This window comes from Ruegeria sp. CE12, from assembly GCF_056537525.1.
On the sequence record NZ_JBQFRS010000005.1, the window covers coordinates 17,459 to 43,547 of the forward strand.

A 26,089-nucleotide genomic window follows, 5' to 3' on the forward strand; every position below is an offset into this window, starting at 1 on the left:
CATTGCAGCCATGCACCCGAGATGGCAGCATTCAACTGCACCGCGCCATTCCAAGCCAGGTGACTATCATTTCAACGAGGCAAGACATGAAACGTCGCGAGTTTCTTCTGGGAAGCGGAGCCGCTGCAGGCGCATTGGGGCTGGGCGGTTTCGGATTGGCTGCGAGCAGTGGTGTACAGGATCTGGTCATTCAGCCTGCAAGCTTCAGGTTCCGTGAGCAAATGACGACCGAAATGGTCAGCCTGTCGCCGAATGCGCCCCCGCCTGTTTTGTACGGGCGTCAGGGTGAAGTCATGAAACTGCCGGTGCGCAACGCAACGCCGGACTATACAGCGTTGCACTGGCACGGGTTGCGTATCCCAAACGGAATGGACGGCGTGCCGTACCTCACCCAAATGCCAATGGGCGCGGATGAAGTGTTCAACTATGAATTCACGCCACCTGATGCCGGCACCTACTGGTACCACCCTCACTGTATGACCATGGAGCAGATGGCCCACGGCCTTACAGGTGTAATGGTGATAGCCGAGCCGGAAGACCCGGGTTTCGACGCTGATCAGGTGATAAACCTGCGAGATTTCCGGCTGGATGAGGAAGGCGCCTTCCTGCCCGCATATACCGCACGCGGAGCGGCACGCTCAGGTACGTTTGGCAATGTACTGACAGCCAATTGGCTGGATGCACCTAGCTATGAACATCCAGCAGGCGGTTTGGTGCGCCTGCGCGTGGTCAACACCGACACGACGCGCATCTACAAACTGCACCTTGAGGGCGCTGCGGCGCGGATCATCGCCTGGGACGGGCATCCAGTCGAGATTGAGATGCAAATGCCCAGCGCCAAGGATCCCATGCTGGTTGGCCCCGGACAGCGCGTCGACTTTGCCGTGACTATGCCCCCTGAGGAAGGCAAAACCGTCGATCTGGTCGCCAAGATCCCCGGTCAGAAGCATCGCATCATGGCGCAGCTGCGTGCTGTCGGCCAATCCCTCTCACGCGATCTGCGCGAAATGAAGCCACTGCCCCTTAATCCGGTTGCTAAACCGGATCTGGCAAACGCCGAATTGCATGAATTCGTGTTTGGCTGGACCCCCGAAGGCGGCGCGCCGAATGACGGGTTCTGTGGCTCGCTGGGGTATAGTTTCTGGTCGATCAACCGGACGCCCTGGCCCGGCGACGCTGCTGAGAACGTAGGGCCACTGGCAACATTGGAAATGGGTAAAAACTATATCCTGCGTCTGCGCAATGAATCCCCGAACCTGCACCCAATCCATCTGCACGGGCTGGCCTTCGTGCCTCTGCGCTCTAACCTGCGCAAACTACCGCCACTGATGACCGATACGATGCTGTTGCTCAAGGATGAGGTGGCCGAGATTGCGCTGGTGGCAGACAACCCGGGAGACTGGGCTTTCCACTGTCACGTAATAGAACATCAGAAAACCGGGCTAACCGGATATATCCGGGTGGTTTGAGGGGCGCGTGACACGCCCCTCGATCTTCATGCGTGCTGGCGCTCGATCAGGCGCAGGACAGCCACCATGACGATGCCATAAAGCACATGGCCGATCAGCGCGACCCAGGTGATCCCTGTGAAGTTCAGGAAAGGCGGCAGACCCGACAGGGTAGTGATGCCGCCGAGGGCAAAGACCCACAAACCGAACCCGTAAATCGCGGAGGCCACGAACATATGGATCAGCCCAAAAACCTTAACCCAGATCGGTTTGAAGATCAGGAACCATCCCAATGGATAGGCAATCAGGCCTACGAGGTAGAAGTGAACAAAAAAGCCCAGAAAGGCGTTGCTAGGCAATCCGAGACTGGACAGCAGGCTTTGCGCAAGTCCCTCAGGTGACAGATTGGCCCATCCTATCCCGGGGCTGATCACCTGCCCCCAGAAATCGAACGCGATGGTGGCGATGAAACCTGCGATGAAAAGAAAGCCAATATTCACGGTGGTCAGTTTTGCACTTTGCATTGGTCCGCCTCACTTCGTTGTATTTGATGTGCTTTGACACGTCGCGTTTCGGCTAGTGCCAAAGCAGATAACATTCAGATACAATCGCGATGGATAACCTGCCATAGACCTCAAGTTAGATTGAAAAACTGTAACAATCCGGGCCTGAGACCGTGTGCTACTTGAGTTGCGCCAACAGTGCTTTGGCTGCCGCCTGCTCGGCTTGGCGCTTTGATCCGGCGGTCGATTGGGCCTCGGTCCCGTCTTGCAGGCGGGCGGCTATGGTGAACACTGGTGCATGATCAGGACCGCTGCGTGATACTTCGACATAGGATGGTGGTTTTTGCCCCCGGGCCTGCGCCCATTCCTGAAGAGATGTCTTGGCATCGCGAGCGTCGGCCTCAACATTGTGGATGCGGTCACCCCATAGCGCGAGGATCACATCGCGCGCCGCCTCAAACCCGGCATCGCGATAGACGGCGGCAATCACCGCCTCCATCGCATCGCCCAGCAATGCTTGCTTACGACGACCACCAGACAGCATTTCGGATCGGCCCAGCTTCAGCACCGCCCCCAGATCGATCTGGCGCGCCACGTCGGCGCAAGCCTCTTTTCTGACCAACGCATTGAACCGCGGAGCAAGCTGCCCTTCCGAGGCCTTTTTGTCGGCCTCAAGCAGCGCCGTGGCCATCACCAATCCCAACACCCGGTCGCCCAGAAACTCCAGCCGCTGGTTGTCGGGCCGCGTGGAGGAAGAAACCGACCCGTGGGTCAGTGCGCGTACCAGCAACTCAGGGCTTTTGAATTCGTACCCCAGACGTTGCTGGAACGCCTTCATTTCAGCCGATAGCTTCAATTGACCGCCTCAAAGAACCGATCACCACGCCACGTCCAGAAGAACAGCATGGAACGACCAGCGGACGAGAACATGATACGATCAGCCCGACCGATCAGGTTTTCGTAGGGCACGTAGCCAACACCGCCAGCTGACTGCGGCAAACGGCTGTCACTGGAGTTGTCGCGGTTATCACCCATAAAGAAATAGTGGCCTTCGGGAACGATATAGACGCCTGTATTGTCTGCCCCCTGATTGCCGATGTTGAGCACTTCGTAAGAAACGCCGTTCGGCAGTGTTTCAATAAAGCGTTCTTTTTCACAGACGCCGCCAATCCCGACAGGACCGTTCGAGCACCGCGGGCGCAGGCCCTGCGGACCCTGAGGTTCAGCGATCTCAGTGAACACGCCGTCAGGTTTTTGCTGCACGGGAGTCCCGTTAAGGATCACCACGCCATCACGCACCTGCACGCGATCCCCCGGCAGGCCGATAAGTCGCTTAATGTAGTCACGGCCTGTAACCGGATGGCGGAACACAATCACATCGCCGCGGTCAGGTTCACCACCCAGCAAGCGCGTATTCTCGTCACCTTGCATCCAGCCACAAATATCTTCCGCGTCGATATTCAGACCCACGCTGGGAATGATCAGGCTGGGGCAGGAGGCGTAAGAGTAGCCATAGGCCATTTTGTTGACGAAGAGGAAATCGCCAATCAACAATGTCGGCTTCATGGAACCGGACGGAATCCAGAAAGGTTGGAAGAACAGTGTGCGAAAGACGCCCGCGATCAGCAAGGCGTAGACGATGGTTTTGATCGTCTCCCAGACGCCGCTTCCGGTTTTGGCTTCCTCGGCCATACTGCTCTCCGATTGTTTCTTGGGTCCGCTGCTACATGCGGCTCTGTCAGGGGCAAGTCAAGGCCGCGCAGCCCGTTCGTGCAGCGGCCGCGCTTCGATCACCACAAAGGCCTGCGCCCAAGGGTGATCATCCGTCAGGGTAACATGAATGATGGCCTCGTGCCCCTCGGGTGTCATCTCATTCAAGCGCTCAGCTGCCCAGCCGGTAACATGCATCACCGGTTGACCGGTTCGAAGGTTGGTAACGGCCATATCCTTCCAAGCAATGCCCATGCGCAACCCAGTGCCCAGCGCCTTGGAACACGCCTCTTTCGCGGCCCAGCGCTTGGCATAGGTGCCAGCAGTATCGGCGCGGCGCTCGGCCTTTCGCTGTTCGGTTTCGGTAAAGACACGATTGCGAAATCGGTCGCCAAACCGGTCGAGCGTGCCCTGGATGCGGTCAATGTTTGCGAGGTCTGTGCCGATGCCGAGGATCATATGTATTAGTCACTCTTGCTGCCGGACAGTGTTGAACGCCACTGAGCCGGGAATTGTAGAACTAAACGGCAAACACCTATAGCAATCGGAGCCCAAAACAATAGTGCCGCATTTCCAAGAAAGACCTTAGAGAAACTAATTCTCCCCCAGTGCTGAAACCCATAGATCAAAACAGCGATCTGCACCGCCCACCACCACAATACCGAAAGGCCAACCATATAGACTGCATTGTACCAGAGCGTCGCACTTGAGAACTGCTCTGAGCGCCTAAACAAGAACGGAAATATCTCAACCATCGTGGCCAACATGACAGGCATCACCAAGAGCTTCACCGGAACAAACAAGGCGCCTTCAGGGATGGGCACCCCCACGAAATTGGGCGAAACCGACATTAAAAGGTAAATTGAAAAGAAAAAGATGAACCTAAATCGATTGAAAACAAGGATTTTCTGATCTTCTGTCCATAAAGCAATCAAGACAGCCTCACCGTCAAAATCTTGTAACTCGCTACCCCGAAGAACCCCGCAAACGCAAAATCGAACCAGCGGCGGGCGCGGCGGTAGGCGCGAACCATGCGCTCGGACGAGAACAGGAAAGCATAGCCGATGAAGATCAGAAGCGAACCCGCATAGAGCATCGCAAAATAGCCAAGCAGCATCGAAAGACTCGCGTCGTTTGGCGTAACGATGGCATAGATCGAGCCCCAGCTAAGGATTGCTTTTGGATTGGTCAGGTGAATGGCGGCACCTTTGGCAAAGATGGTACGCAGAGATCCTGTCACCGGCTTACCCAAAGCCACCTCGTCCGACGTCATAGCGCGACGCAAGGCTTTCAGTGCAAGCCAACCCAGATAAGTCACGCCGATATAGCGAATAACTTCAAACACCCAGACATTGGCCAGCATGATGGCCGACAGCCCCAGCGCGGCCGCGATGCCCCAAGCAGCAGAGCCCGCGCAAATGCCCAGAGCAAAAACCAAACCGGCCTGACGACCCTCATTCATGGCGGTTCCGGCAATGCCCATCGTCGCCGGTCCGGGTGAGCCGCCCGCAAGCAGCCACGCGATCCAGATTGCTATGAATCCCGAGGTGATCATCACGCAAAGGTCAATCGAACAATACCGAGAACGGCGACTGTGAGCAGGAAGACGTAGCCGATGACGATCATGAGGAGCGAGTGTGTTGACGCGCCATCTGCTTCAACTGGTTCTTTGCACCCAAACCAATGAACAAACGACAAAGCAAAATGGAAAGTACGAACGAAATGCCAAGAATCACTAACATCCAAATGATGGGAAGGCTTGATAGTGGTGCCAATACTTCTGGAAAGACCATAACAAAAACCACGGCCAGAAGTAATGACCACACTAGACCAACCAAAGCCATTAGGCGCGATGCTGCCCACATCCCCGACGTAGTTGGTTTTTCGCCATGATCTTTCACATAGCGCTGTCCTTCGATCATCGCAGCCGTCATGAACGGGATCATTCCCGCCGCGGCACCTGGTAGTTCCGCCCCCAATAGTTTCTGGGCTGCCAAATCCATAAACGGCATCGCGATACAGGTTCCAACGTAAACCAATGAAAAGCGTACAATGTTCGTTTTCATTATGAATTTCTCTTTCTCGAACAACCTATAAAGCGTTTCATGCCCGCGCCTCATCCATCAGGCGACGCATTTCTTGGATTGCAGGAGTAAGGCCGCGGAAGATCGACTCGCCGATCAGAAAGTGGCCAATGTTGAGTTCGCGCACTTCGGGAAACTTCGCAACGGGTTTCACCGTGTCATAGGTCAGACCATGGCCAGCGTGAACCTCAAGGCCCAGCGAATGCGCAAAGCTCGACATTTCACGCAGAGCCTCCAGTTCCCGTGCGGCTACTTCATTGTGACCTTCTGCATGCGCATCGCAATAGGCACCAGTGTGCAACTCGATCACCTCGGCACCAATGCGGTGCGCAGCCTCGATCTGGCGCTGATCAGCGGCGATGAAGATCGATACACGACATCCCACTTCGCGCAGGGGCGCAATGAAATGAGCCAGCTTATTTTCTTCTCGTGCGACCTCAAGCCCACCTTCGGTAGTGCGTTCCTCGCGCTTTTCGGGAACGATACAAACCGCGTGGGGCTTATGGCGCAAGGCAATCTGCTGCATCTCCGGCGTGGCGGCCATCTCAAAATTCAGCGGTACTGACAGAACTTCCATCAAGCCGTCGATATCCGCATCCGAGATATGGCGTCGGTCTTCGCGCAGATGGGCGGTGATACCATCTGCGCCAGCCTCTTCAGCCAGCTTGGCAGCACGCAAAGGATCAGGGTACGCGCCACCCCGGGCGTTTCGCACCGTGGCCACGTGGTCAATGTTAACGCCCAACCGCAGATGGTTCTCAGACATCGCTCGAATCCTTATTCAGCCCTGTGGCTGACCCTAGTGGATTTGTGATCGAAGCGTCAGCCTTGGATTCAGCCAACTGTTTGATTTCTTCGAATTTCGCCTTGATCCTGTCCCGCCGGCGCTGTTGGTAGGTACGGATCAACGGCAAGCTCAGGAAATAGCAGACCACCCCAGCAATCAGACCCGGAACAATGCCACCGATGAGGTAAGGGTAAAAAACCTCATGGTAGAACTGCGCAAGCCCGTGCCAGTCTGCTACGCGGTCAGTAAACATGGCGAAAAGGTTGTTTTTCAGATCACCGATTGCCCCGGCAAACTTGCCCATCAGACCCTTGGTATCACCCTTCTCGAATTGGGTCCCCAACAGGAAATGGCCGGTCTGAAGACAGACCACTCCGATAGGCACATAGGTCAGTGGATTACCAAAAAACGTGCCGCTAAGCGCGGCCAGAATATTGCCGTTGATCAATCGCGCCAGAACGGCCGCAACGACAAAGTGCAATCCGTAAAATGGGGTGAATGCGGTAAACACCCCTGCCCCGATTCCTCGCGCGATCCGTTCAGGTGAATCCGGCAGGCGACGGACACGATGTTTGACATAGTGGAAGGCGCGGGTCCATCCACCGCGCGGATAGACAAATTCCGATGCGATCTGGACAGGCGAGCGTCGGTCTCGGCGCTTGAAAACCACTCCTGATCACCCCTTCTCAACCAGCCGCAACAGCGGCATCCGCCTTGTCCCGATGACGTTCGACCGCCGCAACATCACTTTCTGCCTCAAGCATCAACATCAGCGAATGCAACTGTTCCAGATCGCGCAGTTCGACATTGATCAGCAGGCGGTAAAAATCTGGTTTGCGGTCAACAAATTCCAGATTGGAGATATTGGCCTTTTTCTCTCCGATCAATGTGCAAATGCGACCCAATACACCCGCATCGTTTCCAATGGTCAGATCCAGCGTCGCACCATAGACCGCCGGGTGGGTTCCCGAATGCCAATGCAGGTCAACCCAGCGTTCGGGTTCGTTTTCAAACTCGGACAGGCGGTCACAGTCGATGGCATGCACAACCACACCCTTGCCGCGATAGGTGATGCCGACGATGCGCTCACCCGGCAGTGGTTGGCAGCAAGGCGCGCGATCGAATTTCTGCCCCGGTTCCAGACCTATCACTGCCCGACGCAGCGGAATGGCGTCACCTTCATCTTTCGTAAGCTCAGGATAGACGGCCTCAACCACTTCATGAGCTGTCAGTTCAGCACTTCCGAGACGCGCTAACAGTTCGTGGCGGTCTTTCAGCCGCAGATGTTTTGCCGCAGTATCCAGTGCCTTGTCAGTCGCCTTGCGGCCGACATGTTCGAAACCGGCCCGCGCCAGTTCCTTGCCCAGTTTGATGAAACGTTCTCGGTCCACCTCACGCAATGCGCGACGGATGGCTGTGCGGGCTTTTCCGGTCACTGCGATTTCCAGCCACGTGACCTGCGGCGTCTGGCCGTCAGCAGTGATGATATCGACAGATTGTCCATTCTTGAGGCGTGTCCAGAGCGGAACCCGGATGCCATCCACCTTGGCACCCACACAAGCGTGGCCGATACGCGTGTGGATCGCATAGGCAAAATCAATCGGTGTCGCGCCACGGGGCAGCTTTACAACATCCCCTTTCGGCGTGAAGCAGAACACCTGGTCCGAGTACATCTCGAGCTTAACGGCCTCGAGAAAGTCTTCGTGATCATCCTCGTTGTCGAACTGCTCGGTCAGATTTGCGATCCACTTGGCAGGGTCTACTGCAAACGGGTTTTCGGATCGAACCCCATCGCGATAGGACCAGTGTGCGGCCACACCCGTTTCGGCAACGTCGTGCATCTGTCGGGTGCGAATTTGTACTTCGACCCGTTTGCCGTCACGCCCCGAAACCGTGGTGTGGATCGATCGATAACCGTTCGATTTGGGCTGACTGATATAGTCCTTGAACCGCCCAGGCACTGCGCGCCAACGCTGGTGGATCGCTCCAAGCGTGCGGTAGCAATCCTCCTCGGACTGCGTAATGATGCGAAAGCCGTAGATGTCGGAAAGGCGCGAGAAACCCTGATCCTTCTCCTGCATCTTGCGCCAGATCGAATAAGGCTTCTTGGCGCGACCAAAGACCTCGGCCTCAATCCCCGCCTTATCCAATTCGTGGCGCATATCTCCGGTGATCCGGTGGATTACGTCCCCGGTTTCCCGCTGAAGCGTAATGAACCGACGAATGATCGACTGGCGGCCTTCGGGATTTAGAACCCGGAAGGCAAGGTCTTCCAGCTCCTCGCGCATCCACTGCATACCCATACGGCCAGCCAATGGCGCATAGATATCCATTGTCTCACGCGCTTTGATGACCTGCTTTTCCGGCCGCATCGCCTTGATAGTGCGCATATTGTGCAGGCGGTCGGCAAGCTTGACCAAGATAACCCGCAGATCTTTGGACATCGCCATGAAGAGCTTACGGAAGTTTTCCGCCTGCTTGGTTTCGCGGCTGGATAACTGCAGATTGGTCAGCTTGGTTACACCATCAACCAGCTTGGCGACTTCCTCTCCGAACAACTCGGAAATCTTGCCGTAGCTGGCTTTGGTGTCTTCGATTGTATCGTGCAGGAGAGCCGTGATGATGGTCGCATCATCCAGACGCTGTTCGGTCAGGATCGCGGCAACGGCAACGGGATGACTAAAATAGGGCTCTCCGGAATGGCGGAACTGCCCTTCATGCATTTGCTGCCCGAACTCGTAAGCCCGGGCGATGCGATCTGCATTTGTCTTTGGGTTGTAGTTGCGGACCAGCGCAATCAAGTCGTCAGCAGAAATCATCCGGTCCGCACCTTGTGTAGCTTGGGTTACCCCTGGCCTTGAGCCTCCATCAGAGCGCGCAGGAGCTTTTCTTCGGACATGTCGTCGTCGGCAGGCTTGTCCGATTCAGCACCCATAAGCAGCGCCATCTGATCTTCTTCAGGCTCGTCAACTTCGATCTGGGTCTGGTTCGCTTCGATCAGACGCTCACGCAGTTCATCCGCGCTCTGAGTCTCATCTGCGATTTCACGCAGCGAAACGACAGGGTTCTTGTCGTTGTCACGATCTACGGTGATCGCGGCACCGGCAGAAATCTCGCGCGCACGATGGGCGGCAAGCATCACCAGTTCGAACCGGTTCGGAACCTTGTCTACGCAGTCTTCGACCGTCACGCGGGCCATAGGGCGCTCTCCACAAATGAATCTGTGTCAGGAAGGGGTTTATCTAAGCGTGATTCCCCGCATTGACAAGCGGGAAATGGCTTTTTCCAATGCTTCACATCGGTGTGACCGCAGATACATCCTCGGCTGGCAACCTGGCAATCATTTCAGTCACGGTCAGGTCGAGAACGGGATGACGCCAATCAGGTGCAATGTCAGCCATCGGAACAAGCACAAAGGCCCGGTCCTGCAAACGGGGATGCGGAACAATCAACTGATCTGGCGCGACCTGAGACTGTTGATCCGCAGCTAAGTTGAGCCAGCGTTTATATTCGGCCTGATCCGGTAGCACGAGATCCTCCCAACACACCAGATCAAGGTCCAGAGTGCGCATACCCCAACGCTGTTCGCGTGCGCGGCCAAATTCGTGTTCAACCCGATGCAGCAATTCCAACAGGCCGTTCGGATCCAGATCGGTTTCGATTAGCGCCGCAGCATTCACGTAATCAGGCCCCGCACCCGCCGGAAAGCACGGAGTTTCAAAGAAACGGCTCACCCTGCGAATCACCACACCCTGACGCTCCAACGCATCAATCGCTTGGCGAAGTGTCACACTGGGCTCATTATCTCTCAGATTGAGATTTGCGCCTAGCGCTAACACTGCGTTTGAGCAAGTTTTGTTCACTTCTGACCCCATATTCCTGATGACGCATACTTGCGATACAGCCCAAAAGCCCTAATTATAGGGACACCAGCGCGTCGATCATTTTTCATTCACTCACTCACGTAACACGCGGCGCTCTGGGTTATACCGAAAGGGACTGTTTATGTTTTATAAGGACGAACGGCTAGCGCTGTTCATCGACGGCTCGAATCTTTATGCTGCGGCAAAAGCTCTCGGTTTTGACATCGACTACAAGCTTCTGCGGCAAGAGTTCATGCGCAGGGGGAAGCTGCTGAGAGCCTTTTATTACACAGCGCTGCTCGAAAACGACGAATACTCACCGATCCGCCCACTGGTTGACTGGCTGCATTACAATGGCTTCACCATGGTCACTAAACCGGCGAAAGAATACACCGACAGCATGGGGCGTCGGAAGGTCAAAGGAAACATGGATATCGAGCTCACCGTCGATGCCATGGAGCTTGCACCACGCGTTGACCATATTGTGCTGTTCTCGGGCGATGGGGATTTCCGCCCGCTGATTGCCAGCCTGCAGCGTCAGGGCGTGCGTGTTTCAGTCGTCTCTACCATCCGCAGCCAACCGCCAATGATCTCGGACGAGTTGCGCCGTCAGGCCGACAACTTCATCGAGCTTGAGGACCTGCGCGACGTGATCGGCCGGCCTCCGCGTGACATCCCTAACGAGCCACGCAGCGTGGCGGTCGCCTCGGGCACCTGATACAATCCGCCACTCACCAAGCGGAATAATTTGCGCGGTCAGGATCTGTTGTCCTGGCCGCGCTTCTTTAACCAAGGACCAGTGCTGAAACACCGTTTTGCTAGCACTGATTCATGTCATATGAATGACAGACCGGTCCTGACTGGACCAACGGTATGAAAAGCCTTACCTGTCCCATTCAAGGAGACAGCGCCATGACCCAGCAGCCACTGACACTTTATCTTGCCGCACCGCGCGGTTTTTGCGCGGGCGTGGATCGTGCAATCAAAATCGTGGAAATGGCGCTCGAGAAATGGGGAGCGCCCGTCTATGTGCGCCACGAAATCGTTCACAACAAATTCGTGGTCGATGGCCTGCGCGAAAAAGGCGCTGTCTTTGTCGAAGAGTTGGATGAGTGCCCAGATGACCGCCCGGTGATCTTTTCAGCCCATGGCGTTCCGAAATCTGTCCCGGCTGCAGCATCCCAACGCGAAATGGTGTTCGTGGACGCCACCTGCCCGCTTGTGTCCAAAGTGCATATTGAGGCGCAGCGCCATGCCGAGGCCGGGCTGCAGATGATCATGATTGGCCATAAAGGTCATCCTGAAACCATCGGCACTATGGGGCAGTTGCCGGATGGCGAGGTTTTGTTGGTTGAAACCGTTGACGACGTCGCAAATGTTGACGTCCGAAATCCGGATAAGCTGGCCTTTGTCACGCAAACCACCCTTTCCGTCGACGATACCAAAGATATTGTAGCAGCCTTGCAGGCTCGGTTCCCGGCAATCGTGGGGCCGCATAAGGAAGACATCTGCTACGCTACGACCAACCGGCAGGAAGCGGTCAAATCGGTAGCCCCAAAATCCGATGCACTGCTTGTTGTGGGCGCGCCAAACTCGTCCAATTCCCGACGACTGGTCGAGGTCGCCTCAAAAGCCGGGTGCGCCTATGCGCAGTTGGTACAACGTGCGACAGAAATCGACTGGCGGGCTCTCGATGGCATTTCGAGCATTGCCATCACAGCCGGCGCTTCAGCTCCGGAAGTACTGGTCAACGAAGTTATCGACGCCTTCAAAGAACGCTACGATGTGACTGTCGAGCTTGTCGAAACCGCTGTAGAAAATGTTGAATTCAAGGTCCCGCGCGTTCTGAGGCAGCCCGCATGAGCGGGGTGCCCAAGGCACCCCTGTTTCTTGGCCTGGCCGGATTAATCCCGTTTGTTTGGGGCGCAGTAACATACGTAAATTCAGACCTGCAGGCCTGGGGCACCCAAATGCTGGGGCCACGCTTTGTGGGACCATACGTGCAACTTTTTTATGGAGCCGTCATTCTCAGCTTCATGTCCGGGATCTTGTGGGGGTTCGCGACCAAGACCTCGGGAAGCAAGGCCGCGACGTGTTACGCGCTGTCAATCCTACCGGCTCTCTGGGCGTTCTTTACCACAGGCGGTGGACCGGAAACTGCCGGGATAAACCTGATCATTGGCTTCATAGGCTTATTGTTTCTGGATGCCGCATTCTGGCACTGGGGCCTTGCGCCTCGCTGGTGGATGAAACTGCGCATCCTTCTGACCGCAATCGTCGTTTTATGTCTTGCTGTAGGAGTTTACCTGTGAGCGATCCTGATACCATCTCTGTTTATGACGAACAGGCACAGCAATATGCCGAACTAACCGATGACTCCAATAAGGCAGATCGGGGTATGACCGATTTCATCGCAGCGGTTCCCGAGGGAGGTATGGTCCTTGATCTGGGCTGCGGACCGGGCGCATCCGCGCTGGTCATGGCGCAGGCGGGGCTGAAGGTTGAGGCTACGGACGCCTCGGCCGAAATGGTCAAGCTGGCCTCCGCCAATCATGGAGTTACCGCTCGGCAAGCAGAGTTCACGGACCTGAACGAAGTCGAAGCCTATGATGGCGTATGGGCTAATTTCAGCCTGCTTCACGCCACCCGCGCAGCCTTCCCGAACCATCTGGCGGCAATCCACAAAGCTCTGAAACCGCGTGGCGTTCTGTTTATCGCCATGAAGCTGGGACAGGGCGAAGGACCAGACAGGCTGGGTCGGTATTACAGTTACTACAGTGAGGATGAATTGAAGACTTATCTGCAGGAGGCTGGCTTCACCGTTACGGGCCAATGGCATGGTAGCGGCACCGGACTTGATGGATCGGTGTCGAACTGGATCAGGTTGGCCGCACATGCCTGATCTGTTTGCATATACGGATGGCGCCTGCTCCGGCAATCCCGGCCCCGGCGGTTGGGGGGTATTGTTGCGTGCGATGGATGGGGACGACGTCCTCAAAGAACGCGAACTGAATGGCGGCGAAGCGGAAACCACAAACAATCGCATGGAATTGCTGGCCGCAATCGCCGCGCTTGAGGCGCTGGAGCGACCATCAAAAATCACGATTGTGACTGACAGTGCATATGTAAAAAACGGCGTGACCGGCTGGATATTCGGATGGAAGCGCAATGGCTGGAAAACTTCCAACAAGAAACCGGTCAAAAACGTCGATCTGTGGCAGCGTTTGGATGAGGCGCAGGCCCGTCATGACGTCACATGGGAATGGGTAAAGGGGCACGCTGGGCATCCCGAGAATGAACGTGCTGACGAGCTTGCCCGTGGCGGTATGGAGCCATTCAAGCCAAAAAAGGCCAAGGCGTGAACGGGCTTGCCCTGCTGGATTACGCCTCGGTTCTGGTCTTTGCGCTGACAGGCGCATTGGTGGCCAGCCGTGCGCAGCTTGATCTGGTTGGGTTCGCGTTCATGGCTTGCCTAACGGCGGTTGGTGGAGGCACGGTCCGGGACCTGCTGCTGGACCGGCATCCCATTTTCTGGGTTGGGCAACCCGATTACATCCTGATTGCAACGGCGGCTGCGGTTTTGGTGTTCTTTACGGCGCATCTTGTCGAAAGCCGATACAATTGGCTGGTCTGGCTGGACAGTTTCGCACTTTCGATTGCTGTCGCCGCAGGAACCGGCGCGGCTTTGTCACTGGGGCAGTCCGGGGTAATCGTCGTGCTTATGGGTATCAGCACCGGGTGTCTGGGTGGATTGATGCGCGATGTCGTGTGTAACGAAGTGCCGCTGGTGTTGAAGCAGGGTGAACTCTACGTCTCCTGCGCTTTTTCAGGTGCGATTACTGCAGTCTTTGCAACAAAGCTTGGGTTGGAGCCCCTGTTGTCACTTGGGCTCTGCGCGTTGGTATGCTGGGCGTTGCGGGCTGGCTCTTTGATATTTGGCTGGCAACTTCCGGTCTATAAGGGCCGTCCACCCAGACAATAGGCCCTAACCCATCAGCAAACGCGCGCCGATTTCTTTGACAAACTTCGCTGCAACCATCGCGGTCATCCCATATGGGTCACGATGGGGGTTAAGCTCGACAATATCAGCGCCAACCAATTGCCCTTCGAACTGGTGGATCAAGTCGATCACCTCTCGCGTACTCAGGCCACCAGGTTCATGATGTGACACACCGGGGGCAAAGGCCGGGTCCAAAGCGTCCAGATCCAGCGACAGATACACCGGACCATCGAAAGAAAGCTTAAGGTCCGGTCGCCAGTTACGCATGTCGATCACTTCGACGCCGAACTTGTCTGCCTGCTCGCGCTGATGCGCGTTCATGGTGCGAATACCCACCTGCACCAGACGTTTGATCGGGCAATTCTCCATCACCCGTGCGAAAGGGCAGCCGTGACCAAGGGGACCGATATCCTGCTGGTCATAAAGATCAGGGTGCGAGTCGATATGCAGGATGTTCAAACCTTCATAACGCTCGGCATGGGCTTTGATCAGTGGGTAGGCGACCGAATGATCACCACCCAATGACAGCAGCCGCGCTCCAGTTTCCACACGTTCGGCAGCACCTGCCTCAATCCGATTAATGGGTTCCTGACCGCGCATCTCAAAAACGTCAAGATCCCCGGTATCCTTGAAGCGGTCCGTCGCACCGAGATCAGTACCATCTTCAGCAGTCAGGTTCGCAGCCCCGGAATGCAGCGCTTCGCGAATTCGCCCGGGGGCAAAGGCTGGCCCCTGCAGAAAAGATGAGTGCAGATCCAGTGGAATGCCCATCAGGGCAACATCACCCGGTTTCAGATCATGTGGCATGCGGCGGTCTCCGATATCATTGCCGCGCGATCTGGCCTGCACTTTTGTTGAGGGTCAAGCGTTTAGCGGCGAAAATAGGTCTGCCAGATCCAGATCACCAACAGCGCCCCAAGTACCGCCCCGATGAAACCGGACAGCCAGCCCATGACCGTAATCAGCGTCCGCAAAAGGAACCCACCCACCAGTGCCCCAACTATGCCAATCAGCATGGTGGTCGGAATGTCGGCTTCGATCTTCATCAACCTCGTCGCCAGAAATCCGGCGGCTGCTCCAATGATGATCAATGCGACAATGGGCATCTCATTTTCTCCAGTGAGTCGGCACAATGATGAGCGCACCAACAGATGATACGATTGCGTTCAGCCCCGGGGAACCCAGACCAAGTCCGAAACCAAACATTCTGCCGAACATCATCTGGGTAAAGAAAAACAGAAAGGCACCGCCGATACAAATGATGATGGATTGCAAATACCCGTTGTGGGTAAAGCCTGATTTTTCGGACAGTGCACCAACGATTGCCGCAATCAGCACCGTCCCCATCAATGTCAAATACAAGTCAGTTGTCCTTTTCTAAATCCGAGTTCCGGCATTAATGCTCCAACCGCGCAGAAACTCGTCCCTGTCTTGCGCGCCCTTGCCTGCCCGTTGCAGACGCAAAAGCTCGACAGCACCCTCGCCACAGGCAACGGTCAGCGCATCATCCAGCACCTCGCCCGGCACACCTTGGCCCTGCGCCATCCGCGAAGCCAGCAGTTTGACGCGTTCACCCTCAATTTCAGTCCAGGCGCCGGGGAACGGAGACAACCCCCGGATTTGTCGATCAACCTCTATGGCAGGGGATGACCAGTCAACACGCGCTTCTGCCTTATCGATCTTGGCAGCATAGGTCACGCCAATCTCAGGTTGCGGTTCTGGCGCGAGATCCGGCAAACGGTTGAGAGCATCGACTATAAGATGCGCGCCCATGACGGAAAGGCGGTCGTGCAATTGCGCCGTGGTTTCCTCGATCCCGATATCAGTAGCTTCGCGCAGCAATACCGGACCGGTATCCAGCCCTGCCTCCATCTGCATGATGCAGATACCCGTTTCGGTATCGCCGGACATAATCGCCCGATGGATCGGTGCTGCCCCACGCCAACGCGGCAAAAGGCTTGCGTGTATATTGAGGCAACCGTGGCGAGGTGCATCCAGAATAGCCTGCGGCAGGATCAACCCATAAGCCACAACCACCGCAACATCAGCGTCAAGCGCTGCAAACTTGGCCTGCGCCTCAGGTGATTTCAGTGACACCGGATGTCGGACCGTCAGGCCCAGAGCGTCAGCGCGCGCATGAACAGGCGTTGGTCTGTCCTTCTTCCCTCGCCCAGCCGGGCGTGGTGGCTGGCAGTACACGGCGGCAATTTCATGCCCGGCCTTCACCAGCGCATCCAGCACCGGCACCGAGAAATCGGGGGTTCCCATAAATACGATACGCATAACCAGTCTCACCCTGCCTTTTTGGCTTTGCGCAACAGCATGTCCTTTTTGACCTTGCTGAGACGGTCAAAATACATCTTGCCATTCAGATGGTCGATCTGATGCTGCACGCTTGTCGCCTCGATACCGACAAAATCCCGGCGATCGATCATACCGTGCTCGTTCAGAAACTTGACCGTTACTGCCCGAGGGCGTTTTACCTTGGCGGAAACGCCTGGCAGGTTTGGGCTGGCCTCTTCATGTTCGCGCAATTCGACTGAGCTGTGTAGAATTTCCGGATTTGCAAGTTTCACCGCACGCCCACGTTCGGTCGAACCGTCAACAACGGCAAGCTGCATCATCACACCGATCTGTGGAGCAGCCAGACCAACGCCCGGCATCGCCTCCATCGTGTCAATCATGTCGTCCCAAATGGCGCGGATCTCATCCGTGATCTCGGTCACTTCATCGGCCTTGCTGCGCAGGCGTTTGTCTGGCCAGGGCAGGCAGGAGCGTACGGTCATATGCTGTTCTCCGATGCCACGCTTATGCGCGGGCGCGCTCGCGCTTCAGCTTTTGCATTTTGCGGGTGATCATCTGCCGTTTGAGCGGCTTGAGATAGTCGATAAACAACTTGCCATTCAGGTGATCAATCTCGTGCTGGACGCAGGTGGCCCAAAGCCCATCAAACGTCTCTTGCTGCAGTTTTCCGTCACGATCCATCCATGTGACATCAACAACCTTGGGACGGGTGACCTCGGCATACTGGTCCGGGATGGACAGGCAACCCTCTTCATAGACGCTGGTTTCGTCTGATGCCGAAACAATCTCGGGGTTGAACATAGCCAACGGTCGGGGCGCCTCGCCCTCTTCCTTGACGCAATCAATCACGATCAACCGATCGAGTATCCCGATCTGGGGTGCAGCCAAGCCAATGCCGGGCGCGTCATACATTGTCTCCAGCATGTCATCGGCCAGCTTACGCAGTTCGTCGGTGATGTCAGCGACCGGCGTGCAGACCGTTTTCAGGCGGGGATCGGGATGGATCAGGATATTGCGTTTCATGAGGCTGATTTAGGCCATCACGTGCGTCGCCGCAACGCCCCCCTTGCACGCAGCGCGATTCAGGATAGCTTGCCCTGCGATCAGACAGGAGAACACCCATGAGTTTTGACGATCTCATCAACCGCCACGGCACCCACTGCGCCAAATGGGACATGATGGAGCAGGTCTATGGCGTACCGACCAATGACGGGATCGCCATGTGGGTCGCAGACACGGACTACCGGGCGCCTGCGCCCGTGCTGAACAAGATGCGCGAAATGGTTGACCATGGTGTGTTCGGTTACGTCAATCTCGACCAGCCTTATAAAGACGCAATCCGGTGGTGGATGCGCACCCGCCATGATTGGGTCGTGGATGCGGATGCGATCTTTACCACCACGGGCTTGGTGAACGGAGTTGGTATGTGTCTGGATACATTCACACAACCCGGCGATGGGATCGTCCTTTTCACACCGGTCTATCATGCCTTTGCCAAGGTGATCCGCAATGCAGGCCGCGAGGTCGTGGAATGCCAGATGATCAACAATGATGGCCGCTACGAGATGGATTTCGAAGCCTATGATGAGCAGATGACAGGCAAGGAAAAGATGGTCATCCTCTGCTCACCGCATAATCCCGGTGGTCGGGTCTGGACCCAAGCCGAATTGCAGGCGGTCGCGGATTTCGCCAAACGCCACGACCTGCTGCTGTTGTCTGATGAAATTCACAACGATCTGGTTTATCCGGGACACACTCACATCCCGATGCAGAATGCTGCACCGGAAATCACTGACCGGCTGTTAATGCTGACCGCACCATCCAAAACCTTCAACATCGCAGGTTTGCATACAGGTCAGGTGATTATTCCAGATCCTGAATTGCGGGGACAGTTTGCAAAACGGATGCTCGCTTTGTCGCTTGCGCCGAACTCAGTCGGGCAGTTTGCAACCGCGGCTGCCTATTCTGCTGAAGGGGCGGCATGGGTGGACGAACAGATCGCCTATATCGACGAAAACCGAAAAGTCTTTGATGCCGCAATTGCCGGCATTCCCGGCCTGCGTTCGATGCCATTGGAAGCCACTTATCTGGCCTGGGTCGATTTCTCGGGCACAGGTATGGATCGCGCTGAGTTCACCAACCGTGTCGAGCAAACAGCCAAGATCGCGGTCAATCACGGCACAACATTCGGTTCAGGCGGTGAACAGTTCCTGCGGTTCAACCTCGGAACTCAGCGCGCCCGGATCGAAGAAGCCTGTGATCGCTTGAAAGACGCATTTTCCGATCTGCAGTAAAACGTGCGCCGGTTTGCTCTGATAACACTGATTGTTCTTGTAGCTGGTGCTGGCTGGTTTGGCTGGCACCGCTATGGCCCAAGACCTGTTGCCCCGCCGATGGCACCGGAAGCCTCGCAAGTTGACCATATCCTTATCGAGAAATCTGCCCGCAGGCTGACGGCCACGCTGGATGGGGCGATCGTGATGCAGGCCGACATCGCACTTGGTTTTGAGCCTGAGGGCGACAAGCAGCAGGAAGGCGATGGCAAGACGCCGCTTGGGATGTTTAAAATCGACCGGCGTAATCCCCAAAGCGCTTATCACCTGTCGTTGGGTATCGACTATCCAAAGACCGAAGATATTGATCGCGCCAGTCTTGAGGGCGTCGACCCGGGTGGAGACATCTTCATCCACGGTCAGCCAAACGGCGTCTTTGGCATCACACTTCCGGGCGACTGGACTGCCGGTTGCATCGCAATATCGAATTCTGAAATGGCACGGCTCTGGAGCCTTGCACCAACTGGGACAACGGTTGAAATCCGACCCTAGCGGTCAGTCTTCCACACCAAGCAACGCGATTGGCGCATCGGGAGCGCGATAGAAATCCAACGGGGCCTTATCAGCTGCGGCGGTATTGCGTTTGAACTCATAACGCATCTCACCGCCCTCTTCTTCATCAGCAATGATCAGACATTGATACAGGTGCTTTGCACCATCGTATATGTCGACAAGACCGCGCAATTGCGGCGTAGTCTCCGCCTCAACGGAAAATCCATCATTCCACAATTTGAGGATTTTGAAGTAATTGTCGCCCATTTCCACCCTCAAGCGACTGGCTTTCTTCAGGGTAGCGATTCGTGCCGCATCCAATTCGGCACGCATTTCCTTAGAAACATAGGTACTCATAAATCTATTCCCCCCTTAACACTCTTTATTGTGGGGGCAGATATGTAAAAATCCAGTGAACCGCGACACTTAGTTTTGCCCAATCGCCGACTGTTGCACAGAAATCCCAACCCCCAGTGTGCAGCGGTGCAGGCTAATTGCGCGCCTGGTTCAATAGGAAGCACTGAACGCGCAGACTATCTTCACCACGAATACTTGCGGAGGACACAAGATGGGCCTGTTGGTCGACGGTAAATGGCATGACACCTGGTATGACACAAAATCCACTGGAGGAGCGTTCAAGCGTTCCGCCGCTCAGTTCCGCAACTGGCTGACCAAGGATGGTAGTGCAGGACTTTCCGGAAAAGGTGGTTTCACCGCAGAGACAGGACGCTATCACCTCTATGTCAGCCATGCCTGCCCATGGGCGCACAGAACGCTGATCTTTCGGGAACTGAAAGGGCTGAGCGATCATATTTCGGTCTCGGTTGTGCATCCCGATATGCTGGACAAGGGCTGGAGCTTTGAAAAAGACGACAATGGTGCAACCGGCGATACCCTCTATGGTCTGGACTATGCCCATCAGGTCTATACCAAGGCTGACCCGACCTACTCTGGTCGCGTGACTGTGCCAATCCTGTGGGATAAGCAGCAAGAAACCATCGTTTCCAACGAGAGCTCCGAAATCATCCGTATGTTTAACTCGGCGTTTGACGAGATTACCGGAAACACCGATGACTACTGGCCTGAGGAGATGAGGGATGACATCGAAGAGGTCAATGCGCGCATCTATTCGAACGTCAACAACGGCGTTTACAAATCCGGCTTTGCGACTTCGCAAAAGGCCTACGACGACGCAGTAAACCCTTTGTTCAGCACCCTGGATTGGCTTGAGGATCACCTGGCTTCGCACCGCTATCTGATGGGTGATCGCCTCACCGAAGCGGATTGGAGGCTGTTCACCACACTGATCCGGTTCGATCCGGTTTATCATCTGCATTTCAAATGCAACCGGCGGCGGTTGATCGATTACCCTAACCTGTGGGCCTATACGCGCGAGCTATACCAGTGGCCCGGCGTTGCCCAAACAGTGAACATGGCCCATATCGTGCGCCACTATCACTACAGCCATGACAGTATCAATCCGCACCGGATCATCCCGGTAAATCCTGAACTGGATTACATGGAGCCCCACAGACGGGATCAGCGGCCCGCCGCATAATGCTCGACCATCGCCGCCAGATCTTCTGGCGGCGTGCCGCTTTGCACATAGGCACAGGCGTTAGGACTATGGGCAAAGATGGATCCATCTGAGAAGAAAGTCGTATTGGTCACAAAGATCACTCTGGTATCGGGGCGGCGGTAGCTGGCAAAATCAGCCACGGCAAGCGCACTGCCGGTTTCCAATACCAGATCCAAGACGATGATATCGAATGCCGTGCTATAGAGCGCCAGAATTGCGGCCTCTTGCGTTTCGACCAATGTGACCTCGGCCTCCTGCCTTTGCAGATGGCGTTGCCACACCCGACCCAGATCGGGGTTACTCTCAACAATCAGAACTTTCATTTGCAACAACCTCGGCACTTGATAGAGTGAACGGTGCCGACCCCTTGGTCCGTGATCCCGTCATTTCCTTAACAAAAAGTTAACGATGCCTGTCACGGGCTCGGATCACGCGGATTTGCTTGTATAAATGGCAAAAATCCGCTTGAAGCGGGCTGAAACACGCGATTCCGGCAGAGATCCAGATGGCAAGACAAAGCGACGAATTGAACCCGCGGGCCGCACGCGACCATGGTGGGGGTCTGGATGGTGCTATCCGGAACTATGGCGGCACCCGATCGGACTGGATCGACTTGTCCACTGGCATCAATCCGCATCCATATGAGGTTTCAGGTCTGGAACCTTCGGACTGGATGGAACTGCCGGATCATGGCGCTTTTGAAAGGCTGGCAGACGCTGCTCGTCAGTTCTGGTCTGTTCCGGACGAGGCCATGATCCTGCCTGCGCCAGGGGCCTCAGCTCTCATTGCCAGGATTCCCGCGCTCGCCCGAACAGGTCGGGTGCAAATCACAATGCCCACATATAACGAGCACGCCGCCGCCTTTAATGCGCAAGGCTGGTCCGTGCAGGAAAGCGCCTCGGCAGAGGCCCGGGTAATCGTGCATCCCAACAATCCCGACGGCCGCATCTGGCATGAGTGTGATGTTGATGCCCCGTTGACCGTGATTGACGAGAGCTTTTGCGACGTCACACCCGGATCATCTTTGATCCACCTCGCGGATCGCCCCGGTGTCGTCGTGCTCAAGAGCTTTGGCAAGTTCTGGGGGCTAGCGGGGCTGAGGCTGGGCTTTGCAATCGGTCACTCCAATCTGATCAGCAAGCTTAACGATCTGACAGGTCCCTGGTCCGTCTCGGGCCCTGCCCTGCGGATCGGGACACGTGCATTGCGGGATATTGATTGGGCCGATGCCACCCGCCGAAATCTGGCCAACGAAGCAGACAAACTAGACGCTCTGCTCGCCCCAAAGGGAGCCTCTCTGGTCGGCGGCACCAGCCTGTTCCGGCTTTATGAGGTCGACGATGCTGCAGAGTGGCAAGACCGATTGGCAAAAGCACATATCTGGAGCCGCGTCTTCCCCTACTCCCAAACCTATTTGCGCCTTGGCCTGCCCCCCGCAGGTGGCTGGGATCGGTTGGAGGCAGCGCTTTGAGCACCCCGCTGTTGCTGGTTTGTGCCATGTGTCTGGACGCAGCTTTGGGCGAGCCTGACTGGCTCTGGTCCCGTGTTCGCCATCCAGCCGTGGTAATCGGCAATGCAATCGGTTGGCTTGACAAACGCCTGAACACAGGGACGCAGCGGGGCCTCAAGGGTGTGTTCACGGTCACGCTTCTGGTTCTTGCAGCCTTTGCCGCTGGCAAGCTGCTTTCTTTGCTCGGCCCAATTGTCGAAATCGCTGTCTGCGCCATTCTCCTTGCCCAGAAATCGCTGGTTACTCATGTCCGGGATGTCGGCGAAGCACTACGGCAGTCTTTGCCTGCAGGGCGTACCATGGTTGCTCGCATCGTTTCGCGCGATACCACTGAAATGACCGAAGCGCAGGTTGCCCGTTCCGCCATCGAAAGTGCGGCTGAAAATCTGAGTGACGGCGTCATTGCGCCCGCGTTCTGGTTCTTGATTGCGGGTTTGCCAGGGCTGCTGATCTACAAGGCCGTCAATACGGCTGACAGCATGATTGGCTACCGCAACGAGAAATACCTTGAATTCGGCTGGGCCTCAGCCCGGCTTGATGATTTGCTGAATCTGATCCCGGCACGACTGACTTGCGTGATGATCGTCGCGTTATCCGGTCAATGGTCTCGCTGGGCAGAAATGGTCGTCGATGCGCGCCGCCACATTTCACCCAATGCAGGCTGGCCAGAAGCCGCCATGGCCCGCGCCTTGGACATCGCCTTAGCAGGCCCTCGCAGTTATGACGGGCAGATTCGCGATCTGGCCTGGGTGAACGGTGATGCGCGTCGGGAAATCGGCGCATACGAGGTTTTCCGCGCATGTACCATGCTGTGGAAGGTTTGGGGGCTTGCGCTTGGCGTCTTGTCGGTGTGGGTTGTCGTCAACTTTTTCTTTTGAAGGACCTGCTCGTCCATGCGTATTCTCTCTGGCCTTGTCGCCGCTACTCTTCTTGCATCCCCCGCCTTTGCTCAGTGCGGTGGCGGTTTCAACTCCTTCGTCAAAGGTTTGAAGTCCGAAGCGGTTCAGCAGGGATTCGACAAATCTACCGTGGACGCATTTTTCAAAGGCGTTCAACAAGATCCCAAAGTACTGCAGGCAGACCGGGCCCAAGGTGTTTTCCAAAAGCCGTTCATCGATTTCTCGCGCCGCCTGATCTCGGCCAATCGCATTGAACGCGGCCAAGCCATGTCGCGCAAATACGATGCAGTGTTTGATCGGATCGAACGCGAATACGGAATCTCGCGCGGGGTGTTGCTGGCCTTTTGGGCCTTCGAAACCGACTACGGCGCGTTCCAGGGTGATTTCAACACGCGCAATGCTCTGGTGACGTTGGCCCACGATTGCCGACGTCCGGAATTGTTCCGACCGCAGATTTTTGCGGCGATCGAATTGTATCAGCGGGGTGATTTTGACCCGAACCGCACCACTGGGGCATGGGCTGGGGAAATCGGAATGGTGCAGATGCTACCGCGCGATATCCTCGAAAATGGCGTCGATGGTGACGGCGATGGCAAGGTCTCTTTGAAAACCTCAGCACCAGATGCGCTGATGTCCGGGGCAAAAATGCTGTCACATCTGGGATGGCAACCGGGTCAGCCTTGGCTGCAGGAGGTGACTGTACCGGATCAGATGGATTGGTCACTGTCGGGTCCGGGAAAACCGAGAGCGATTTCTGACTGGCAAGCCATGGGTATTCAGGCGCGCAGCGGATCACTGGCCAATCTGCCAGCTTCTTTGATCCTGCCTCAGGGGCACAAGGGACCTGCCTTTCTGGCCTACCCAAATTTCGATGTCTATTTCGAATGGAACCAGAGCTTTGTTTATGTGCTGACCGCTGCCTATTTCGGCACTCGGTTGGAAGGCGCAAAAGTTTATGACGCGGGCAATCCTGCCCCTGGCCTGTCTGGCGCTCAGATGAAGCAACTGCAAAGCAAACTGCAGGCACGCGGCTATGACGTCGGCAAAATCGACGGCATTCTAGGGGCCGGAACACGCGCTGCCGTTCAGTCGGAACAGGTGCGACTTGGCCTGCCAGCGGATGCTTGGCCCACTACGGATTTGCTGAATCGGCTGTAAATCACTGGCATAGAACGTTCGCGCAATGCCGACCCATAGCAGGTCTCAGCTAGGCGACATTTGCGTGATATTTCTGTGGAACTGGCTCGAACGGGTGCAATCTAAGCGATTTGCCTCGGGTTTCGATCGCGGTGTTTGCCGGTATCTCAGTCCATTCTCCGCTATCTGCATCCAGTGGCTCGGACGAAATTATGATGCCGTCTGCGCATGCGCGATAGTGGAGGCTGGGTGCAAATCGGTCCGAGGCATATCGCGCAGCAAATACGCGTTCCCCATCCGACCAGCAGGCAGCGAACCGAAGGTAAGGTAGTGATCCGCGTTTCCGGGAAAGTGCCTCAACGCGTTCAACAGCGCGCACCATTGCCCCGATTGGATCGGCATCCAAGCCTTCACCATGCGCTATCAGAAAGATCGCTTCGCTTTCAGTTGCACCCAGCCTGTGCTGGTACAAGTCAGCTGGTATCATACCGTCCAGTTCTTGCCGGATACTCTCGTGCCCACCAGCCTGGCCGTTGTGCATGAAGCTCCACTTGCCAAAGCCAAACGGATGGCAGTTGTTTCGAGATGTAGCCGTCCCGGTTGAAGCACGCACATGGGCCAGAAACAGTGGCGACTGCGTATGGTGCGTCAGCTGTTTCAGATTGGCGTCAGACCACGCTGGGTTGGTGTCTTTGTAGAAGCAGGGCGTGCCGCGTTCCGAATACCATGCAAGACCGAAACCATCTGCGTTGATCGGAGTCTTCCCAATAAGTGCATTGCGGCTTTGCATGACCAGGGATTGCTCCTGGTTCAGCACTAACTCATCCAAATAACGTTTAGCGCCGACCCAAGCTAAAAAACGGCACATCTACTCTGACCTTTTATTCTCTGTTATTGCTTTCAGGAATTTATCGTCAGAGGCATCAATATATACCCCATTTATTCGCTTATTTGTTGCGTTTCACCGATCAAGTGACACACACTATGCAAACAGGTCGTTCAAACACTTGGTGCAAACTTAAGTATGCTTGGCTTTTAAACGGCACCCTTAAGACCGATTTCAATCGGGGCGCACCGGATAGCGTTCGCCTTTTTCGTTGATCAGTATCAAACGGTCACCACTGCGCACATACAAATCACAGCGGCTGAGGCCATTACGATAATCAACACAAACACTGCCGTCCTCGGCAATGCGATAAGTACCGAATGCGGTTCCGCCACCATTCGTCTCCGAATAGGTATAGGAGTAAGCTCCACCAGTAGAATAACGGGATTGCCCATCGTCATAGAAGGTGAACGTCTGGCCCGCCAATGCATCCAGTTCCTGTTGATTCAGCGGCACATCGCCCGGTTTGGTTGCCCATTCAGCAGCCCAAAGCGGAGTTGAAATACAAATCGCAAGGATCAGAAACAGTCGTGTCATGCAGCCACATTATCCCG

The 26,089-nt window shown here is 55.9% G+C and carries 35 protein-coding genes; 13 read left to right on the forward strand and 22 right to left on the reverse strand.

Features of this window, described 5'->3' with window-relative positions; genetic code table 11:
- The first annotated feature begins 86 nt into the window (after positions 1-86).
- The gene (locus ACR0IO_RS12955; protein ID WP_480742034.1) at positions 87-1,469 is read left to right on the forward strand and encodes a multicopper oxidase family protein; all 1,383 of its coding nucleotides are present in this window, start codon (positions 87-89) and stop codon (positions 1,467-1,469) included.
- Positions 1,470-1,495: 26 nt separating this feature from the next.
- Here the strand turns inward: ACR0IO_RS12955 and ACR0IO_RS12960 are convergent, their stop codons facing one another.
- From ACR0IO_RS12960 to folK, 12 genes are all read right to left on the reverse strand, one after another.
- Positions 1,496-1,972: a hypothetical protein gene (locus ACR0IO_RS12960; protein WP_480742035.1), complete on the reverse strand. Its 477-nt coding sequence runs from the start codon at positions 1,970-1,972 to the stop codon at positions 1,496-1,498.
- Positions 1,973-2,129: 157 nt separating this feature from the next.
- A complete protein-coding gene (rnc, locus tag ACR0IO_RS12965; protein WP_170333863.1) occupies positions 2,130-2,807 on the reverse strand; it encodes a ribonuclease III in 678 nt (225 codons plus the stop codon).
- Positions 2,804-3,643, reverse strand: a complete 840-nt coding sequence (lepB, locus tag ACR0IO_RS12970; protein ID WP_480742036.1) for a signal peptidase I — start codon at positions 3,641-3,643, stop codon at positions 2,804-2,806. The genes rnc and lepB overlap by 4 nt, the downstream gene beginning before the upstream one ends.
- A 57-nt stretch (positions 3,644-3,700) precedes the next feature.
- On the reverse strand, positions 3,701-4,120 hold the full coding sequence (gene acpS, locus ACR0IO_RS12975; protein ID WP_155142289.1) for a holo-ACP synthase: 420 nt from the start codon (positions 4,118-4,120) through the stop codon (positions 3,701-3,703).
- A gap of 5 nt (positions 4,121-4,125) precedes the next feature.
- A complete protein-coding gene (locus ACR0IO_RS12980) occupies positions 4,126-4,596 on the reverse strand; it encodes a hypothetical protein (protein WP_480742037.1) in 471 nt (156 codons plus the stop codon).
- On the reverse strand, positions 4,593-5,216 hold the full coding sequence (locus tag ACR0IO_RS12985; protein WP_480742038.1) for a LysE family translocator: 624 nt from the start codon (positions 5,214-5,216) through the stop codon (positions 4,593-4,595). The genes ACR0IO_RS12980 and ACR0IO_RS12985 overlap by 4 nt, the downstream gene beginning before the upstream one ends.
- 67 nt (positions 5,217-5,283) lie before the next feature.
- The gene (locus tag ACR0IO_RS12990; RefSeq protein ID WP_155142284.1) at positions 5,284-5,727 is read right to left on the reverse strand and encodes an ABZJ_00895 family protein; all 444 of its coding nucleotides are present in this window, start codon (positions 5,725-5,727) and stop codon (positions 5,284-5,286) included.
- Between the two features lie 37 nt (positions 5,728-5,764).
- Positions 5,765-6,511 carry a pyridoxine 5'-phosphate synthase gene (locus tag ACR0IO_RS12995; protein WP_480742039.1) on the reverse strand — a complete coding sequence of 249 codons (747 nt, stop codon included), beginning with the start codon at positions 6,509-6,511 and terminating at the stop codon, positions 5,765-5,767.
- Positions 6,504-7,202 carry a DUF2062 domain-containing protein gene (locus ACR0IO_RS13000; protein ID WP_480742040.1) on the reverse strand — a complete coding sequence of 233 codons (699 nt, stop codon included), beginning with the start codon at positions 7,200-7,202 and terminating at the stop codon, positions 6,504-6,506. The genes ACR0IO_RS12995 and ACR0IO_RS13000 overlap by 8 nt, the downstream gene beginning before the upstream one ends.
- Before the next feature lie 16 nt (positions 7,203-7,218).
- The gene (locus tag ACR0IO_RS13005; protein WP_155142280.1) at positions 7,219-9,351 is read right to left on the reverse strand and encodes a RelA/SpoT family protein; all 2,133 of its coding nucleotides are present in this window, start codon (positions 9,349-9,351) and stop codon (positions 7,219-7,221) included.
- A gap of 26 nt (positions 9,352-9,377) precedes the next feature.
- A complete protein-coding gene (gene rpoZ, locus ACR0IO_RS13010; protein ID WP_155142277.1) occupies positions 9,378-9,731 on the reverse strand; it encodes a DNA-directed RNA polymerase subunit omega in 354 nt (117 codons plus the stop codon).
- 94 nt (positions 9,732-9,825) lie between these two features.
- Positions 9,826-10,407 carry a 2-amino-4-hydroxy-6-hydroxymethyldihydropteridine diphosphokinase gene (gene folK / locus ACR0IO_RS13015; RefSeq protein WP_480742041.1) on the reverse strand — a complete coding sequence of 194 codons (582 nt, stop codon included), beginning with the start codon at positions 10,405-10,407 and terminating at the stop codon, positions 9,826-9,828.
- A gap of 130 nt (positions 10,408-10,537) precedes the next feature.
- Between folK and ACR0IO_RS13020 the strand changes: the two genes are divergently transcribed.
- The 6 genes from ACR0IO_RS13020 to ACR0IO_RS13045 all read left to right on the forward strand — a co-directional run bounded on the left by ACR0IO_RS13020 (position 10,538) and on the right by ACR0IO_RS13045 (position 14,377).
- The gene (locus tag ACR0IO_RS13020) at positions 10,538-11,113 is read left to right on the forward strand and encodes a LabA-like NYN domain-containing protein (RefSeq protein WP_155142273.1); all 576 of its coding nucleotides are present in this window, start codon (positions 10,538-10,540) and stop codon (positions 11,111-11,113) included.
- 194 nt (positions 11,114-11,307) lie between these two features.
- Entirely contained in the window at positions 11,308-12,258 is a 951-nt protein-coding gene (ispH, locus tag ACR0IO_RS13025; protein WP_480742043.1) for a 4-hydroxy-3-methylbut-2-enyl diphosphate reductase, read from the forward strand.
- Positions 12,255-12,707, forward strand: a complete 453-nt coding sequence (locus ACR0IO_RS13030) for a DUF3429 domain-containing protein (protein ID WP_480742045.1) — start codon at positions 12,255-12,257, stop codon at positions 12,705-12,707. Before ispH ends, ACR0IO_RS13030 begins: the two co-directional genes overlap by 4 nt.
- Positions 12,704-13,297 carry a class I SAM-dependent DNA methyltransferase gene (locus ACR0IO_RS13035; RefSeq protein ID WP_480742047.1) on the forward strand — a complete coding sequence of 198 codons (594 nt, stop codon included), beginning with the start codon at positions 12,704-12,706 and terminating at the stop codon, positions 13,295-13,297. Before ACR0IO_RS13030 ends, ACR0IO_RS13035 begins: the two co-directional genes overlap by 4 nt.
- Positions 13,290-13,757, forward strand: coding sequence for a ribonuclease HI (gene rnhA / locus ACR0IO_RS13040; protein ID WP_170333886.1), 468 nt, complete (start codon positions 13,290-13,292; stop codon positions 13,755-13,757). Before ACR0IO_RS13035 ends, rnhA begins: the two co-directional genes overlap by 8 nt.
- Positions 13,754-14,377: a trimeric intracellular cation channel family protein gene (locus ACR0IO_RS13045; protein ID WP_480742049.1), complete on the forward strand. Its 624-nt coding sequence runs from the start codon at positions 13,754-13,756 to the stop codon at positions 14,375-14,377. The genes rnhA and ACR0IO_RS13045 overlap by 4 nt, the downstream gene beginning before the upstream one ends.
- A 3-nt stretch (positions 14,378-14,380) precedes the next feature.
- Here ACR0IO_RS13045 and speB read toward each other — a convergent pair whose 3' ends face one another.
- The 6 genes from speB to def (ACR0IO_RS13075) form a co-directional block, all read right to left on the reverse strand.
- Positions 14,381-15,202, reverse strand: coding sequence for an agmatinase (gene speB / locus ACR0IO_RS13050; protein WP_480742050.1), 822 nt, complete (start codon positions 15,200-15,202; stop codon positions 14,381-14,383).
- A 62-nt stretch (positions 15,203-15,264) separates the two neighbouring features.
- The gene (locus ACR0IO_RS13055; protein ID WP_155142259.1) at positions 15,265-15,501 is read right to left on the reverse strand and encodes a GlsB/YeaQ/YmgE family stress response membrane protein; all 237 of its coding nucleotides are present in this window, start codon (positions 15,499-15,501) and stop codon (positions 15,265-15,267) included.
- Position 15,502: 1 nt separating this feature from the next.
- A complete protein-coding gene (locus ACR0IO_RS13060; RefSeq protein WP_155142258.1) occupies positions 15,503-15,757 on the reverse strand; it encodes a hypothetical protein in 255 nt (84 codons plus the stop codon).
- A gap of 15 nt (positions 15,758-15,772) precedes the next feature.
- A complete protein-coding gene (gene fmt / locus ACR0IO_RS13065) occupies positions 15,773-16,678 on the reverse strand; it encodes a methionyl-tRNA formyltransferase (protein ID WP_480742053.1) in 906 nt (301 codons plus the stop codon).
- An 8-nt stretch (positions 16,679-16,686) separates the two neighbouring features.
- On the reverse strand, positions 16,687-17,181 hold the full coding sequence (gene def / locus ACR0IO_RS13070) for a peptide deformylase (RefSeq protein WP_480742055.1): 495 nt from the start codon (positions 17,179-17,181) through the stop codon (positions 16,687-16,689).
- A 22-nt stretch (positions 17,182-17,203) separates the two neighbouring features.
- Positions 17,204-17,722 carry a peptide deformylase gene (gene def, locus ACR0IO_RS13075; RefSeq protein ID WP_480742056.1) on the reverse strand — a complete coding sequence of 173 codons (519 nt, stop codon included), beginning with the start codon at positions 17,720-17,722 and terminating at the stop codon, positions 17,204-17,206.
- A gap of 98 nt (positions 17,723-17,820) precedes the next feature.
- Between def (ACR0IO_RS13075) and ACR0IO_RS13080 the strand changes: the two genes are divergently transcribed.
- Together ACR0IO_RS13080 and ACR0IO_RS13085 are read left to right on the forward strand one after the other, a co-directional pair.
- Complete coding sequence (locus tag ACR0IO_RS13080) at positions 17,821-18,993, forward strand: MalY/PatB family protein (protein WP_480742058.1); 1,173 nt, start codon at positions 17,821-17,823, stop codon at positions 18,991-18,993.
- Between the two features lie 3 nt (positions 18,994-18,996).
- Positions 18,997-19,524 (forward strand): L,D-transpeptidase family protein, encoded by a 528-nt coding sequence (locus ACR0IO_RS13085; protein ID WP_480742060.1) that lies wholly within the window; start codon positions 18,997-18,999, stop codon positions 19,522-19,524.
- A gap of 3 nt (positions 19,525-19,527) precedes the next feature.
- On the opposite strand, the gene ACR0IO_RS13090 is transcribed toward ACR0IO_RS13085, so the two are convergent.
- The gene (locus ACR0IO_RS13090) at positions 19,528-19,881 is read right to left on the reverse strand and encodes a hypothetical protein (protein WP_155142239.1); all 354 of its coding nucleotides are present in this window, start codon (positions 19,879-19,881) and stop codon (positions 19,528-19,530) included.
- A gap of 211 nt (positions 19,882-20,092) precedes the next feature.
- On the opposite strand from ACR0IO_RS13090, the gene ACR0IO_RS13095 reads away from it, so the two are divergent.
- Complete coding sequence (locus ACR0IO_RS13095; RefSeq protein ID WP_480742062.1) at positions 20,093-21,082, forward strand: glutathione S-transferase family protein; 990 nt, start codon at positions 20,093-20,095, stop codon at positions 21,080-21,082.
- Here the strand turns inward: ACR0IO_RS13095 and ACR0IO_RS13100 are convergent.
- A complete protein-coding gene (locus tag ACR0IO_RS13100) occupies positions 21,064-21,426 on the reverse strand; it encodes a response regulator transcription factor (RefSeq protein ID WP_155142235.1) in 363 nt (120 codons plus the stop codon). The two genes, ACR0IO_RS13095 and ACR0IO_RS13100, sit on opposite strands and share 19 nt — an antisense overlap.
- 182 nt (positions 21,427-21,608) lie before the next feature.
- Between ACR0IO_RS13100 and ACR0IO_RS13105 the strand changes: the two genes are divergently transcribed.
- The 3 genes from ACR0IO_RS13105 to ACR0IO_RS13115 are packed head-to-tail and all read left to right on the forward strand — an operon-like array spanning position 21,609 to position 24,670.
- Positions 21,609-22,574 carry a threonine-phosphate decarboxylase gene (locus ACR0IO_RS13105; protein WP_480742064.1) on the forward strand — a complete coding sequence of 322 codons (966 nt, stop codon included), beginning with the start codon at positions 21,609-21,611 and terminating at the stop codon, positions 22,572-22,574.
- A complete protein-coding gene (cbiB, locus tag ACR0IO_RS13110; protein ID WP_480742066.1) occupies positions 22,571-23,491 on the forward strand; it encodes an adenosylcobinamide-phosphate synthase CbiB in 921 nt (306 codons plus the stop codon). Before ACR0IO_RS13105 ends, cbiB begins: the two co-directional genes overlap by 4 nt.
- A gap of 15 nt (positions 23,492-23,506) precedes the next feature.
- The gene (locus ACR0IO_RS13115) at positions 23,507-24,670 is read left to right on the forward strand and encodes a lytic murein transglycosylase (protein WP_480742067.1); all 1,164 of its coding nucleotides are present in this window, start codon (positions 23,507-23,509) and stop codon (positions 24,668-24,670) included.
- A gap of 49 nt (positions 24,671-24,719) precedes the next feature.
- On the opposite strand, the gene ACR0IO_RS13120 is transcribed toward ACR0IO_RS13115, so the two are convergent.
- Together ACR0IO_RS13120 and ACR0IO_RS13125 are read right to left on the reverse strand one after the other, a co-directional pair.
- Entirely contained in the window at positions 24,720-25,517 is a 798-nt protein-coding gene (locus ACR0IO_RS13120) for a class II glutamine amidotransferase (protein ID WP_480742068.1), read from the reverse strand.
- A 192-nt stretch (positions 25,518-25,709) separates the two neighbouring features.
- On the reverse strand, positions 25,710-26,072 hold the full coding sequence (locus ACR0IO_RS13125; protein ID WP_480742070.1) for a hypothetical protein: 363 nt from the start codon (positions 26,070-26,072) through the stop codon (positions 25,710-25,712).
- Positions 26,073-26,089: the final 17 nt, after the last annotated feature.

Bases quoted from the DNA above. Each gene is read 5' to 3' on its own strand.
- ACR0IO_RS13125 (WP_480742070.1), bottom strand. From the start codon at position 26,072: ATGACACGACTGTTTCTGATCCTTGCGATTTGTATTTCAACTCCGCTT.
- def (WP_480742055.1), bottom strand. From the start codon at position 17,181: ATGACCGTACGCTCCTGCCTGCCCTGGCCAGACAAACGCCTGCGCAGC.
- ACR0IO_RS13095 (WP_480742062.1), top strand. From the start codon at position 20,093: ATGGGCCTGTTGGTCGACGGTAAATGGCATGACACCTGGTATGACACA.
- lepB (WP_480742036.1), bottom strand. From the start codon at position 3,643: ATGGCCGAGGAAGCCAAAACCGGAAGCGGCGTCTGGGAGACGATCAAA.
- ACR0IO_RS13090 (WP_155142239.1), bottom strand. From the start codon at position 19,881: ATGAGTACCTATGTTTCTAAGGAAATGCGTGCCGAATTGGATGCGGCA.
- ACR0IO_RS13020 (WP_155142273.1), top strand. From the start codon at position 10,538: ATGTTTTATAAGGACGAACGGCTAGCGCTGTTCATCGACGGCTCGAAT.
- ACR0IO_RS12955 (WP_480742034.1), top strand. From the start codon at position 87: ATGAAACGTCGCGAGTTTCTTCTGGGAAGCGGAGCCGCTGCAGGCGCA.
- ACR0IO_RS12995 (WP_480742039.1), bottom strand. From the start codon at position 6,511: ATGTCTGAGAACCATCTGCGGTTGGGCGTTAACATTGACCACGTGGCC.
- folK (WP_480742041.1), bottom strand. From the start codon at position 10,407: ATGGGGTCAGAAGTGAACAAAACTTGCTCAAACGCAGTGTTAGCGCTA.
- fmt (WP_480742053.1), bottom strand. From the start codon at position 16,678: ATGCGTATCGTATTTATGGGAACCCCCGATTTCTCGGTGCCGGTGCTG.
- ACR0IO_RS13120 (WP_480742068.1), bottom strand. From the start codon at position 25,517: ATGTGCCGTTTTTTAGCTTGGGTCGGCGCTAAACGTTATTTGGATGAG.
- ACR0IO_RS12960 (WP_480742035.1), bottom strand. From the start codon at position 1,972: ATGCAAAGTGCAAAACTGACCACCGTGAATATTGGCTTTCTTTTCATC.
- ACR0IO_RS13115 (WP_480742067.1), top strand. From the start codon at position 23,507: ATGCGTATTCTCTCTGGCCTTGTCGCCGCTACTCTTCTTGCATCCCCC.
- ACR0IO_RS13005 (WP_155142280.1), bottom strand. From the start codon at position 9,351: ATGATTTCTGCTGACGACTTGATTGCGCTGGTCCGCAACTACAACCCA.
- ACR0IO_RS13030 (WP_480742045.1), top strand. From the start codon at position 12,255: ATGAGCGGGGTGCCCAAGGCACCCCTGTTTCTTGGCCTGGCCGGATTA.
- ACR0IO_RS12990 (WP_155142284.1), bottom strand. From the start codon at position 5,727: ATGAAAACGAACATTGTACGCTTTTCATTGGTTTACGTTGGAACCTGT.
- rpoZ (WP_155142277.1), bottom strand. From the start codon at position 9,731: ATGGCCCGCGTGACGGTCGAAGACTGCGTAGACAAGGTTCCGAACCGG.
- ACR0IO_RS13100 (WP_155142235.1), bottom strand. From the start codon at position 21,426: ATGAAAGTTCTGATTGTTGAGAGTAACCCCGATCTGGGTCGGGTGTGG.
- ispH (WP_480742043.1), top strand. From the start codon at position 11,308: ATGACCCAGCAGCCACTGACACTTTATCTTGCCGCACCGCGCGGTTTT.
- ACR0IO_RS13080 (WP_480742058.1), top strand. From the start codon at position 17,821: ATGAGTTTTGACGATCTCATCAACCGCCACGGCACCCACTGCGCCAAA.
- ACR0IO_RS13105 (WP_480742064.1), top strand. From the start codon at position 21,609: ATGGCAAGACAAAGCGACGAATTGAACCCGCGGGCCGCACGCGACCAT.
- rnhA (WP_170333886.1), top strand. From the start codon at position 13,290: ATGCCTGATCTGTTTGCATATACGGATGGCGCCTGCTCCGGCAATCCC.
- def (WP_480742056.1), bottom strand. From the start codon at position 17,722: ATGAAACGCAATATCCTGATCCATCCCGATCCCCGCCTGAAAACGGTC.
- acpS (WP_155142289.1), bottom strand. From the start codon at position 4,120: ATGATCCTCGGCATCGGCACAGACCTCGCAAACATTGACCGCATCCAG.
- ACR0IO_RS12985 (WP_480742038.1), bottom strand. From the start codon at position 5,216: ATGATCACCTCGGGATTCATAGCAATCTGGATCGCGTGGCTGCTTGCG.
- ACR0IO_RS13055 (WP_155142259.1), bottom strand. From the start codon at position 15,501: ATGCCCATTGTCGCATTGATCATCATTGGAGCAGCCGCCGGATTTCTG.
- speB (WP_480742050.1), bottom strand. From the start codon at position 15,202: ATGCCACATGATCTGAAACCGGGTGATGTTGCCCTGATGGGCATTCCA.